The sequence below is a fragment of the Paraburkholderia caffeinitolerans genome, from assembly GCF_902859945.1.
In the GTDB taxonomy this organism is placed as follows: Bacteria; Pseudomonadota; Gammaproteobacteria; order Burkholderiales; family Burkholderiaceae; genus Paraburkholderia; species Paraburkholderia caffeinitolerans.
This window is the reverse complement of sequence record NZ_CADIKL010000035.1, coordinates 36,713-48,894: the sequence shown is the minus strand read 5'-3', so window position 1 is coordinate 48,894 and position 12,182 is coordinate 36,713. Positions and strand designations below refer to the sequence as shown.

General features: G+C 66.6%; 12 protein-coding genes and 1 pseudogene. 7 read left to right on the top strand and 6 right to left on the bottom strand.

Features of this window, described 5'->3' with window-relative positions:
- The first annotated feature begins 52 nt into the window (after positions 1–52).
- Positions 53–397 (top strand): hypothetical protein, encoded by a 345-nt coding sequence (locus tag HV773_RS27120; RefSeq protein ID WP_175197310.1) that lies wholly within the window; start codon positions 53–55, stop codon positions 395–397.
- Between the two features lie 24 nt (positions 398–421).
- On the opposite strand, the gene HV773_RS27115 is transcribed toward HV773_RS27120, so the two are convergent.
- Positions 422–1,132, bottom strand: coding sequence for an SDR family NAD(P)-dependent oxidoreductase (locus HV773_RS27115; protein ID WP_175197309.1), 711 nt, complete (start codon positions 1,130–1,132; stop codon positions 422–424).
- A gap of 69 nt (positions 1,133–1,201) precedes the next feature.
- Positions 1,202–2,116 carry a sterol desaturase family protein gene (locus HV773_RS27110; protein ID WP_175197308.1) on the bottom strand — a complete coding sequence of 305 codons (915 nt, stop codon included), beginning with the start codon at positions 2,114–2,116 and terminating at the stop codon, positions 1,202–1,204.
- A 265-nt stretch (positions 2,117–2,381) separates the two neighbouring features.
- On the opposite strand from HV773_RS27110, the gene HV773_RS27105 reads away from it, so the two are divergent.
- Positions 2,382–3,380: a hypothetical protein gene (locus HV773_RS27105; RefSeq protein WP_175197307.1), complete on the top strand. Its 999-nt coding sequence runs from the start codon at positions 2,382–2,384 to the stop codon at positions 3,378–3,380.
- A 31-nt stretch (positions 3,381–3,411) separates the two neighbouring features.
- On the opposite strand, the gene HV773_RS27100 is transcribed toward HV773_RS27105, so the two are convergent.
- Positions 3,412–4,614: an MFS transporter gene (locus tag HV773_RS27100; RefSeq protein ID WP_175197306.1), complete on the bottom strand. Its 1,203-nt coding sequence runs from the start codon at positions 4,612–4,614 to the stop codon at positions 3,412–3,414.
- A gap of 318 nt (positions 4,615–4,932) precedes the next feature.
- On the opposite strand from HV773_RS27100, the gene HV773_RS27095 reads away from it, so the two are divergent.
- The 3 genes from HV773_RS27095 (at position 4,933) to HV773_RS27085 (ending at position 7,980) form a co-directional block, all read left to right on the top strand.
- Positions 4,933–5,646 (top strand): response regulator, encoded by a 714-nt coding sequence (locus HV773_RS27095; RefSeq protein ID WP_175197305.1) that lies wholly within the window; start codon positions 4,933–4,935, stop codon positions 5,644–5,646.
- A gap of 21 nt (positions 5,647–5,667) precedes the next feature.
- Positions 5,668–7,020, top strand: coding sequence for an ATP-binding protein (locus HV773_RS27090; protein ID WP_175197341.1), 1,353 nt, complete (start codon positions 5,668–5,670; stop codon positions 7,018–7,020).
- Between the two features lie 198 nt (positions 7,021–7,218).
- Complete coding sequence (locus tag HV773_RS27085) at positions 7,219–7,980, top strand: DUF4410 domain-containing protein (protein WP_175197304.1); 762 nt, start codon at positions 7,219–7,221, stop codon at positions 7,978–7,980.
- Position 7,981: 1 nt separating this feature from the next.
- Here HV773_RS27085 and hpnR read toward each other — a convergent pair whose 3' ends face one another.
- The gene (gene hpnR / locus HV773_RS27080; RefSeq protein WP_175197303.1) at positions 7,982–9,526 is read right to left on the bottom strand and encodes a hopanoid C-3 methylase HpnR; all 1,545 of its coding nucleotides are present in this window, start codon (positions 9,524–9,526) and stop codon (positions 7,982–7,984) included.
- A 334-nt stretch (positions 9,527–9,860) separates the two neighbouring features.
- On the opposite strand from hpnR, the pseudogene HV773_RS37000 reads away from it, so the two are divergent.
- A pseudogene (locus tag HV773_RS37000) lies at positions 9,861–10,457 on the top strand (uracil-DNA glycosylase family protein); the annotation flags it as partial.
- A 42-nt stretch (positions 10,458–10,499) separates the two neighbouring features.
- Positions 10,500–10,865, top strand: coding sequence for a DUF488 domain-containing protein (locus HV773_RS36995; protein ID WP_175197340.1), 366 nt, complete (start codon positions 10,500–10,502; stop codon positions 10,863–10,865).
- Between the two features lie 36 nt (positions 10,866–10,901).
- Here HV773_RS36995 and HV773_RS27065 read toward each other — a convergent pair whose 3' ends face one another.
- Positions 10,902–11,258 carry a hypothetical protein gene (locus HV773_RS27065; RefSeq protein WP_175197302.1) on the bottom strand — a complete coding sequence of 119 codons (357 nt, stop codon included), beginning with the start codon at positions 11,256–11,258 and terminating at the stop codon, positions 10,902–10,904.
- Positions 11,259–11,570: 312 nt separating this feature from the next.
- The gene (locus tag HV773_RS27060) at positions 11,571–12,032 is read right to left on the bottom strand and encodes a universal stress protein (protein WP_175197301.1); all 462 of its coding nucleotides are present in this window, start codon (positions 12,030–12,032) and stop codon (positions 11,571–11,573) included.
- Between the last annotated feature and the right edge of the window lie 150 nt (positions 12,033–12,182).

The following is a 12,182-nucleotide window of genomic DNA, read 5'->3' as shown; positions in this document are numbered from 1 at the left end:
ATGGACTCAGGGCGAAGAGCCTTGCTCCCGCCCCGGTCGTCAGGAGACCACTGTGTTCCGGCTCATTTGCGCATTGGCGATGGCGGCGGCGCTTGCAGGCTGCATCGCTTACCCCGGGTATCCCGGCTACTACGACCCCGCGTATGGCTACGGCTACCCTTATCCCTACGCTTACGGTTACCCGTATGGGGGCTACCCCGCTTACTACTACGGGCCGAGCTTCGGCTTCGCCTACTGGGGCGGCGGCGGATGCTGCTACCACGGGCACGGGGGCTGGCATGGCGGCGGTTGGCACGGGGGCGGCTGGCATGGTGGCGGTGGTGGCGGCTGGCACGGTGGTGGCGGAGGCGGCGGCACCTGGGAAGGCGGCGGTGGTGCACACGGCGGCCGGCACTAGCCCTGCGTCGCCCGCGGCTACGCCTCACACCCGCCCATTCACTGCAATCTCCGCGCCCGTCACCGCGCTGGCGCCCGAGGAAATCAGAAACGCAATCACCGCCGCAATTTCATCGGGCTGCACCCAGCGCGTGAAATCGGCGTCCGGCATATCGGCGCGGTTTTGTGGCGTGTCGATGATGCTCGGCAAAATCGCGTTGACGGTCACGCGCTGGTCCTTGAGTTCCTCGGCCAGCGCCTCGGTAAGCCGCGCCACCCCCGCCTTCGAAGCCGCATAGGCGCCCATGCCGAGCCCGGCCTTGCGCCCCGCTCCGGCGCCGATGTTCACGATGCGCCCAGCGCCCCGCGCAAGCAGATGCGGCAGCGCCGCCTTCGACGCATTGAGCGCCGTCTTCACGTTCAGGTCGAACATCAGGTCCCACGTGTGCGCATCGCCGTCGGCGATCGTTTCCCAGCGGAACGCGCCCGCGATGTTGACGAGCGCATCGAGGCCGCGGAGCGCCTGGCTTGCCGTCTCCAGCGCCTGGTTCGCCGCGCCCGCATCGACGAGGTCGATGCCGCCGATGCGCACCGCCTGGGCCAACGCTGCGGGCCAGGCGTCGTCGCCGGGCGCCGCGCCCCGGCCGATCAACGCCACGCGCGCGCCGCGCGCCGCGAGATACTGCGCGCTCGCCATGCCGAGGCTGCCGAATCCGCCGGTGATCGCCACCGCCTTGCCATTCACTGAATCATCCATCTTGAGTTCCTGCGAGTCGTGGGTTCGGCTCCTGCCGAACCCTGGGTTGGAAATTCCTGCGGCAGCGCATCAGACTCGCGACTCGGGCTGCGCTGCTGCCAGGCTGCGCTCGCGCAGCGCCTCCGTGGTTTCGCCCGCGCCGTCCGCGCGCCAGCCCGGCGGCAGGATAACGTGGCGCACGGCGGTCCACCAGTCGGGCGCGGCGGCGATGTCACGCGCAAGGCTCGTCCAGTGCTCGAACTCGACCACGAACGGATTGCGCGAACGCGTGGGCGTGACGAGCCCGTAGCGGCACGGCTCGGCCTCGCGCTCCGGCACATAGGTGCCGAACAGGCGGTCGAACACGATCAGCACGCCGCCGTAGTTCGCGTCGAGGTAATCGACGTTGGACGCATGATGCACGCGATGCGCCGAAGGCGTATTGAACACGTATTCGAGCCAGCCGAGCTTCGGCATCCAGGTGTTGTGCAGCCAGAACTGATAGAGCAGATTGAACGAGAGCATCGCAACCGCAATTTCGGGGCGCACGCCGAGCCAGACGAGCGGCGCGAAGAACACAACCGGACCGGCGAGCTTGCTGGTCCACCCGAGGCGATACGCGGAAGACAGCGTGAGCTGATTGGGCGAATGATGCACCGCGTGCGACGCCCAGAAAACGCGCATCCGGTGCGAGGCGCGGTGATAGCAGTAGTAGCAGAATTCCTGGCCGACGAAGATGAGCAGCACGAGCAGGACGTTATCGATCGTGAGCGTGAAAAGCCGGTGCGTCCATGCGAAATGAAACACCGGCGTGGCGAGCGAAACGGGCAAAAGCGCGAACAATTTTCGTCCGGCGAGATCAGCCAGCGAGAGCCAGACTTCGGACCAGTCGAATGGGACCTGGCCGTTACAGCGTTTGCGGAACGTAAGCACGACAGCCTCGATCAACGAGGCCGCGACGATGAAGAGCGTTACGTACGACGAAAGTTTTCCAGTGGAGAGCATGGTAAGCAGTGTGCGAATTGAAGCGCCTGGCGCGGTGTTGAAAAGGACGCGTCGTTCGCTGCTGCCTTGTTTGTCGCGTCGGATGAACCGCACTTTAAAAGCGCCCGACGCGGAGAACCACTCACAAAGTATGTCGCCGCATGTCGTGCGCGCACGGTGTAACACCGCGACATGGTTTTGCACGAGACTCGCAGCAGGGACCGCCCTATAGTTCGTTCCGCTGACACGCCGATGCGTGCACTGAACCGAACCGCAAGGATCCCAAATGAAATTGCTGACCCGCTCCCTCCTCGCCGCCACCGTCTTCACCCTCGCCAGCGCGCCGGCCTTCGCGGGCTGGGCGGGTCACGGCACCGCCTACACGCCGCGCGGCACCTATAACGGCGCACACTATGCCTCGTGCGGCGGCGGCAGCTGCTCGCATGCGGGCGGCGTGGCCGGCCCATGGGGCGGCGTCGCCACCAACACCGGCACCGTCACGCGTACCGCGCCCGGGCAGTTCTCGAACAGCGGCACGGCAGTCGGCCCGAACGGTCGTTCGGTCGAGCATGCGGGCGACACGAGCTGCGCGGGCGGCACCTGCTCGCACACCGGCACGATGACGGGCGAGGATGGCCGCAGCGCATCGACTTCGGGCAGCGTGACGCGCACGGCGCCCGGCCAGTATTCGTCGAATGGCACGGTCACGGCTGCGAACGGTAATAGCGTGAGCCACAGCGCTTCGACGAATTGCGCAGGCTCGACCTGCTATCGCTCGGGTACGGACACCGGCGCGGCGGGCGGGACGGTTACGCATTCGGGCAGCGCCACGCGTGTCGCGCCGGGTGTGGTGACGACGTCGGGCGGGTCAACCGTCGTTCGCGAAGGTACGGTCAGCACGGGCGGCACGACGGTCGTCCAGGGCGGTGCCACGGTTGCAGTGGCGCCGGCTCCGGTGGTCGTCGCTCCCGCGCCCGCAACCAGCACGGTCTACGTGGCCCCGCCGCCCGCACCGAACACTGTCGTCGTCGCTCAGGCGCCCAAGACCGTGTATGTTGCGCCCCCGCCGCCGAAGCCCGTTTATGTCGCGCCGCCCGCGCCGAAGGTCGTGTACGTCGCGCCGCCTGCACCGAAGGTCGTGTACGTCGCGCCGCCCGCGCCCAAGGTCGTCTACGCAGCCCGCCCGCTGCCGCGCGCCGTCTACGTCGCGCCCGCGCCGCGCGCCGCGGTCTGGGTCCCGGCTCACTGGGTAGGCCGCGTATGGGTGCCGGCGCACTGGGCGTGACTAATGGACTGAACGCCCGCCGCGCCTCGCGCTAGCGCGCAACGCCCGTTTGCGCCGACGTGCGCGGTGCGGCCCGCCGCGGCTTGAGCGCAAGCCCCGCGAATCCGAGCGCCACAGCCACGAGCGCGCTGCCCGCCCACGGCGTCGCGAGCAGCGCGCCGCGCTCGACGAGCATGCCGCCGAACCCGGAGCCAAGCGCCACGCCCACATGCATCGCGGACACATTGAAGCCCACGCTCGTATCCGCAAGTTCCGGCGCGGTTCGAATCAGGTAGTTCTGCACGATCGGCGAAATCGACCAGCTGATGCTGGCCCACAACATCATCGCGGGCACGAACAGCAACGCGGCTGTGCCGGGCGTCGATCCGCCTGCCATGGGCAGCACCGCCATCGAGACCAGAAAAGCCGCCGGGCAGCACCACAGCGCGCGCGCCGCGCCCAGCCGGTCCGATGCCATCCCGCCGAGCCACGCGCCGGCCACGCCCGCCACCCCGAAGGCCACGAACAAGGCGGCGAGCGTCGCGGCGTCAGGCGCGCGCAACGCTTGCAGATACGGAGCCAAGTAGGCAAACAGCGTGAAATGCCCGCCGATCATCGCAATCGACACGCACTGTGCGGCCATCAATGGGCGCTGGCCGAGCACCGCACGCCAGGCGCGCCTTGCCTCGGGATCTGCGCTTTCGGACGCGTCCTCGCGCGGTACCTGCCGGCCCAGCCAGAGCGCCAGCGGCAGAACCGGCACGGCAATCGCGACGAACACCGCGCGCCAGCCCCACGCATGCGCGATTTGCATGCCGATCGGCACGCCGAGCACGAGCGAAGCGCTGATCCCCATGAAGACGATGCCGATCGCACGGCCGCGCCGTTCGGGCACGGTGAGCGCGGCCGCGAGCCGCGTCGCCACCAGCACGAGCGTTGCGCAGCTTGCCGCCATCAACATGCGCGCGCCAAAGAGGCTCGCGTAATTGGGGCTCGCAGCGGCGATCAGGTTCGCGGCTGCGAATGTCGCGAGCGAAGCGGACAGCGCGAAGCGCCGTCCGGCGCGCGCCACGAGCGGCACCGCCACCAGCGCGGCAAGTGCAAAAACAGCGGAAAAAATAGTGGTGAGCTGACCTGCGGCGGCCGTGGAAACGCGCAGCCCCACGGCAATTTCGGGCAGGATGCCCACGCAGATGTTTTCAGCGATGCCGGCCAGAAAAACGGTGGCGGCGAGAAGATAGACACGCAAGTCCACGAAGCACCCTCCTGTGCGTACGAAGCGCCCGCAGGCACGCACAACAGGGGCCAGGGCGCATCGAGTTCGACGGATGGGTTTCGAGGCGGAGCTTCGGTTATCCCGGCAGGATGTGAAGGTACAGGAACGCCGCACTGCGCGCAAGCGCGTGGACCACGCTTGAACGTTCGCGAAGCGACGTTCGAGCCACGCCAACTCGCCTAATATCGTAGAAGCCGGCGCAATCCAGTAGCACCCCTGACCAATGCCATTCGAGTTCGGCCGCGCGCCGGATGCTTCGAAACATCGACACACTGCAACCACCGCGGGAGGCGGCCCATGGAGCAGGCAAACCGGATTCTCGTACTCGACGACGAAGCCGAGCTGCGCAACATGCTGCAGCGCTTCCTGAGCGGGCACGGCTTCGAAGTGCGCGCCGTCGCCGACGGCAAGCGCCTCGACCGCATGCTGCAGCGCGAGCCCTACGACCTGCTGGTGCTCGATCTCATGATGGAGCCCGAAGACGGCCTGAGCGTCTGCCGCCGCCTGCGCGCGGAAGGCCACACGCTGCCGATCCTGATGCTCACGGCCAAGGGCGATGCCGCCGACAAGGTGATCGGTCTCGAAACCGGCGCCGACGACTACCTTGCCAAGCCCTTCTTGCCCGACGAACTCGTCGCGCGCGTGAAGGCGCTGCTGCGCCGCCAGAAGATGGCCGCGGGCGACCCCACCGTGACGTCGCAGCGGCTGCGCTTCGGCAACTTCGTCTTCGATGTCGGCCAGCAAACGCTGCTGCGCGATGGCGTGCCCATCGAGATTCACTCGGCGCAGATGCTGCTGCTGCACGCGCTCGGCTCTTCGCCGAACCGCGCCGTGAGCCGCGAGAACCTGCTCGCGCGCGCCCGCGGGCGCGACCACGCCGCGCTCGACCGCAGCGTCGACGTGCAGATCCTGCGGCTGCGCCAGATCGTCGAGGAAGATCCCGCCAAGCCGCGCTTCATCAAGACCGTCTGGGGCCTCGGCTACATGCTGGTGGCCGGCGTCGAGTCCTGAGCCTTGCGACGCCCATCGCTCATGCGCACGCTCTCGCGCTGGCTGCCGCGCTCGCTCCTCTCGCGCAACATCGCGCTGCTGGTGGCGCTCGTCGCCCTCACCCAGCTGTGCTCGTTCGGCGCGCTGCTGCATTTCGTGCAGCGCCCGCGCATCGAGCGCGCCTCGATCATCTTCGCCGACTACGTGAAGCTGCTCGACAGCACGCTCGCCGCATTGCCCCCCGCCGAAAGCCGCGCGAGCGCCGCGCGCTTGAACGACAATCGCACGGCCCCTGCCGCGCACGTGGCGAACATCGATCCACCGGGCGCGAATCCGCTCCATGTTTTCCAGACCTGGCAGCGCGACGTCTTCATCGCGGCGCTCCAGCGCCATCTGCCCGCCGACATGCCGGTGCGCTGGGAATCATCAGACGAAGAGCGCCTCTGGATCCGCATGCACGCGGCGGGCGAACCCATCTGGGTGGCCCTGCCGATGAGCGCCGACGCGCGCGCAAGCGGCATCGCCACGGCCATCGTGCTGTCGATCGGTCTCGCACTGCTCGCGGCGTTCACGGGCTGGCTGATCCAGTTGCATCTGAACCGCCCGCTCGGCGAGCTTGCGCACGCGGCGCGCCGCGTGAGTGCCGGTGAAGCGCCCGCGCCACTGCCAACCGACGGCCCGACCGAGATCGCTCAGGTAAGCCAGGCCTTCAATCAGATGACCGCTGCGCTGCAACAAGCCGAAGCGACGCGTGCGCTGATGCTCGCGGGCGTGTCCCACGACATCCGCACGCCGCTCACGAAACTGCGCCTCGCCCTTGCAATGGCGCTGCCGCGTGGCACCAACGACAAGCTCGTCGATTCGGCGGAGGGCTATCTCGACCGCATCGACACGATCCTCCAGCAGTTCATGGACTACGCGGGCAGCGGCGAGCGCGAAGCCCCGCAGCCTGGCGACCTCAACGCGCTCGCGGGCCAGCTCGTGGCCGACTTCGCGGGGCTCGGTCACGAATTCGACTTCGAGGAAGGCGCACTGCCCCCCTTCGCGTTCCGGCCCGTGGCCGTCATGCGTCTCTTGATGAACCTGATGCAGAACGCCGTCGTCTACGGGCGCACGGGCCTGTGCGTGCGCACCTGGCAGGTGGACGGCCACGCTTGCGTGGCCATTTGCGACCGAGGCAGCGGCATCCGCGCCGAGGAACTGGAGCGGCTCAAAGCGCCCTTCAGCCGGGGCACCAACGCGCGCACCCATGCGGGCGGCACGGGCCTCGGACTCGCAATCGTCGAACGAATCGCGAGGCAGCACGGCGGCTCGCTCACCTTCTCCGACCGCGCGGGCGGCGGACTCGAAGCCGTAGTGAGACTGCCGATTCAAGACGCCGCCGCGCGCCGGTGACATCGAGCGACATAATTCGCGCGTGGCGCAGCCACGCGCTCCCCCGCATACTTGCACCTGTGCCGAGTGACACACGCCGGAACCTGAAACAACAGGTAAATGCAGGCAAGCCGCTCAGCCAGCTCTCATGAACCCATCACGGTATTTCGGCATCCTGATTAAATGTCGATATCGAGATCAGCTTCCAGGCGACCCGACATGAATACGTTTCTCCGCTCCCTCCTCAACAAAACCCGCCGCTTCGCTGGCGCTGCGCTGTTCGCGGGCTCACTCTTCGCGTCGGGCTGCGCCTCGGCTGCGAGCCCATTGCAGGCCGCCGGGCCGCTGCCGCAAGTGCACGCCGAAGTCATCTACGTCTCCGCGTTCGAGATCTCGCCCGAACTCGTGAAACTCGACAGCGGCATGGCGCAGCGGCTCAAGACGATGGCGAGCGGCGAGACGTCGGCGCAACAACAGCAGCAAGTGGCGCTCGCGGCGCGCGAGAAGCTGGCCGACAACATCGTCGCGCAGTTGCAGAAGATGGGTCTGCCCGCAGTGCGCGTGGACGGCCCCGTGCCGGCGGGACGCGACGCCATCGTGGTCGAAGGCCGCATCGATACCGTCGATGCGGGCAGCCGCCGACGCCGCGTCCTGATCGGGCTCGGTGCGGGCAAGAGCGAAGTTGAGGCCACCATCGCCGTGTCCTACCTGCCGGCCCATGGCGCGCCCCAATCGCTCGCCACCTTCGAGACCAGCGCGAACAGCGGCTATATGCCCGGCATGGCGGAAACGGCGGGTGCGGGCGCGGCGGCGGGCCATGTCGCGGCATCGGCGGCAGCGGGCGCGGGACTGCACGGCGCATCCGAATCGAAGCGCGACACGATTGCCGCCGACGCCGGCAAGCTCGCGAACTCGATCGCCAAGCAGATCGCTCAGGCGGCCGCGCAATACGGCTGGGTGCCGGTCAACAAGGCGGCTTGATTCAGCCCAGCCCCATGCGGGTCTCGTCGACGAACTTCTCGGTAGCGTCGTCGATCTTGCGGCCGCGCCGCCCAATTGGCCCGTGAATGTAGACCGTCTTCATGTCGACCCCGCGCTCGCCCGTTGTGGCAGGCGGCGGGGTCATCTCGTAGTGCACCTCGCGCGCATGATCGGCAAGTTGCAGGCGCGGATCGAACACCGAGTTGAACTTCCACAGCATGCGCACGAAATTGGTCTGGCCGCGCAGCAGCAGATGCATCGCCTGCCCCGCCGCGCCGCGAAACGCGGTCCAGCCCATGTGCTTGCGATTCAATACTTGTTGCGTGCGCACCAATTCTGCATAGAACTCGGGCAGCGGCAGCTTTGTCGGCACCACGGCGTGCTGGATGTCGTAAAGCCGGTAGTCGAGACTCGTCAAACGCCGCGTCTCGTGCTGCCAGTTCTCGGTGCCCGGATACGGCGTATTCACGCTGATGTTCACGATCTCCGGTATCTCCATGCACCACTGGCGGATGGTCTCGAAGCGCGCATGATCCCAGTCCGGGTCGGCAATCAGATTGATCGCGACCGTGATGCCGAGCGAACGCGCGAACTCCAGCGCCTCGAAATTGCGGTCCAGACTAATGCGCTTGCGAAACGCCTTGAGGCCTTCGTCGTCGATCGCTTCGAGCCCGAGGAACATGTATTTCAGGCCGATCGTCTGCCACGCGCGGAACACCTCCTTGTTGCGCAAGAGCACATCGCCACGCGTCTCCAGGTAGTAGCGTTTCCGGATGCCGCGTCGGCGGATCGCGTCGGCAATTGCCATGCCGTGCTCGGCGTGCACGAAGGCCACATCGTCGACGATAAAGACGCCCGGCTCGCGCAGCGCCGCCAGTTCCTCCACCACGACCTCGGGGCTGCGCGTGCGGTAGCTGCGCCCGTAGAAGGTCCACGCGCTGCAGAACGTGCAGTCCCACGGGCAGCCGCGCGCGAACTCGATCGAGGCGCACGGATCGAGCGTGCCGATGAAATATTTGCGCCGGTGCCGCAACAGATCGCGCGCGGGTCGCACGGGGTCGAGGTGCTCGACGAAAAGCGGCGGCGGCCCCGACCCTTCGCGCGTCACGACACCCGGCACCGCGTGCAGATCGCCGCCTTGCGCAACCGCTTCGAGCAGCACGTTGATCGACGCTTCGCCCTCGCCGCGCAGGATGCAGTCGATCGCGCCCGCGCCGTGACGCAGCAAGTCGGGCGCCGTGAACGACACGCTATGGCCGCCCACGAACACGAAGCACGTGGGCAGCGCGGCCTTCACGGCCTTGGAAAGATCGATGATCTCGGGAATGTTCGCCAGATAGTTGCCCGAGAAACAGAGCGCCTCGGGCCGCCAGTCGCGCACCATGCGCATCAGGTCGCGATGAGTTTCCACCTGCAGGTCGATGAGGCGCACCTCGTGCCCCGCGTCGCGCGCCGTGCCGGCAACCGATTCGAGACCCAGCGGCTCGAGCCGCAGAAACACGCGCGTGTACATCAGCCCGCTCGGGTGGACGGCCAGCAATCTCATGAAGCCTCCTTGCGAGGCGCGTGCCCGAAGCGATGCACGGATCGTGCGATTCGTTTGACTCGTGCGATTCGTGCAAACCGGCGGCGGGGCGCTCGCGGTGTCGTTCACGGTTGTCGTCGCGCCGGTGCGGCTCAAAAGGCCAGCGCGCGTCTGACACTGCTGCTCCGTGCGAGTCTACGCGCCTTCGCGCAGCGGCGCTCGCGCTATGCGCCGCCATCGCCCGTCATACCCGTCGGGTCGCCCATTCTGACCGGCACGAGGTGACCACGATAAGCAGCGGCTCTTTGATAGACTCGGATTCCCGCACACTCATTCGCCGAAGCGCCGTCCCGTCGTGTCGACTACCCGCTCGCTCCCCCGCCTGCTGACCGAAATCCGCGCTTGCCGCGTCTGCGCCGACACGCTGCCGCTCGGCCCGCGTCCGGTGCTGCAGGCGAGCGCGAGCGCGCGGATCCTGATCGTGGGCCAGGCGCCCGGCGCGAAGGTTCATGCCTCGGGTATCCCATGGGACGACGCAAGCGGCGAGCGCCTGCGTGAATGGATGGGCATCGACGCCCACACGTTCTACGACGCCGCGCGCATCGCCATCGTGCCGATGGGCTTTTGCTATCCGGGGCGCTCATCTGGCAAAGGCGGCGGCGATAACCCGCCGCGCCCCGAATGCGCGCCGCTCTGGCACTCGCGCCTGCTCGCGCTGATGCCCGACGTGCGCCTCACGCTGCTGGTCGGCCAGTATGCGCAGCGTTATTTTCTCGGCAATCGCCGCAAGGGCTCGCTCACAGAAACCGTGGAAGCCTGGCGCGACTACGCACCCGGCTACGTGCCGCTGCCGCACCCCTCCCCGCGCAATACGCCATGGTTCCAGCGGCATCCGTGGTTCGCGCGCGACGTGCTGCCCGCGCTGCGCGAGCGCGTCGCGGATGCGCTCGCGTTGCCGCCCGATGCCGATGTGCCTCACAAGGAGAAGCGCAACATGACCCTACCGGCAATCACCCTCCAGCGTGTCTACGAACCGCTGCCCGAGGACAGACAAGCGTGCTTTCTGGTCGACCGGCTATGGCCGCGCGGCATGAGCAAGGAAAAGCTCGCGGGCGTGATCTGGGCGAAGGACGTTGCGCCGAGCACGGAATTGCGCGAGTGGTTCCATAAAGACCCGGAGCAGTGGGACGAATTCACGCGCCGCTACGTCGCCGAACTCGACGCGAACCGTACCGCATGGGAACCGCTTGTGGAGGCGAGCAAGGCGCACCCGTTGGTGCTGCTCTACAGTTCGCACAACACCGAAAACAATAACGCCACCGTGCTGCGCGACTATTTGATGAAGAAGCGGCGCAAATAACAGCGCGCGCAATCGGGATTCCAGAAAGCGAGCCGGTTAGCGTGCGTCGAAATCGAAATAATGCCCGCTGCCTTGCATCAGCCGCTGCAACAATTCCTTGCCACGCATCGTGAGGCGTGGCGCGCAGCCGTCCCCGCTTTCATTGATTTCCACGAGATGGTAGCGCTCGAGCGCCAGAAAATCGGAATCGAACCTTTGAAGCGGCGCATTAGCGTCGCGAATCAGTAGCAGCGCCGCCAATTCGTGATGACTGAGCATTGACTTTCTCCTGTTTGGAATTCCCCCGTGGAAACCAGCATAGCGAGCAAAACATACAGTTTCGCTACGGCCTTGTTTCTTTTTGTTACCCACGCAATCGACGTGCCGAAGCGGGAAGTCCTCTGCGCCTTGCATGAAGTTTACAGTGAGTTATATGTTCGCCGAACAATTAAATCGGATTACTGATTACATGCTGAATTTGAATTTCAGCGCATATGGATGAATCAGGTAATTACGCAGCCGATTTCAAATGATAAAAGGATGCTCGGCGCCGCGTGACTTACACGCGTGCAAGATTTGATCGAAGTCGTATTTCAAAATATTTGCACCTCAGGTGAACACATTGAACCCCAGGTGCGTGTCATTTTTTTGATGCGAATGCGATAACGGGCACGCGGGCGTCGCTGCACCCGCGTGCCGCCGGCGAAGGCCGGTATCAAGCCGGTATCAGGCCGCCTTCGGTTCTTCGTCGCGCACTAGCATGACCGGGCGATCGGCCATGCGCAGGAACGACTCCGCCACGCTGCCAAGCAGCAGGCGCTTCACACCCGACAAACCCCGCGTGCCCATCACGACGAGGTCTGCATCCTCTTCCGCTGCGATGCGGTAGATCACTACCGCAATGTCCTCGCCCATCGCGTCGGCGGCGCGCGCCGTGCCCGGCACGCCGGCCTGCGCGAACACCGTTTTCGCCTCTTCGAGCGCGGCAGTGGCGACATCGGCTTCGGCCGACTGGCGCTTGGGCTCCTCGGCGAATCCCGCGCCGACATCGACGAGGCGCGCCGGATGCTGGACCACGCAAAGCGCCTGCACCGTGGCGCCCGTGGCCTTGGCGATTTTCACGGCCTCGTCGAGCGCGCGGCGTCCGCTGCGGCTGCCGTCGACGGCCACCAGAATTTGTTTGTACATCATTACCTCCAGGATAAGGCACATGGTGCGGCATCCGGCAGGCGCGGCGGGGACCGCGCGCGATGCACGGGGGACGCATCATCCATGTTACGCGGTCGGCGCACGCGCCGCGACCCGCGCGTGCAGACACGTGGAGGAAGCGTTCCCAGA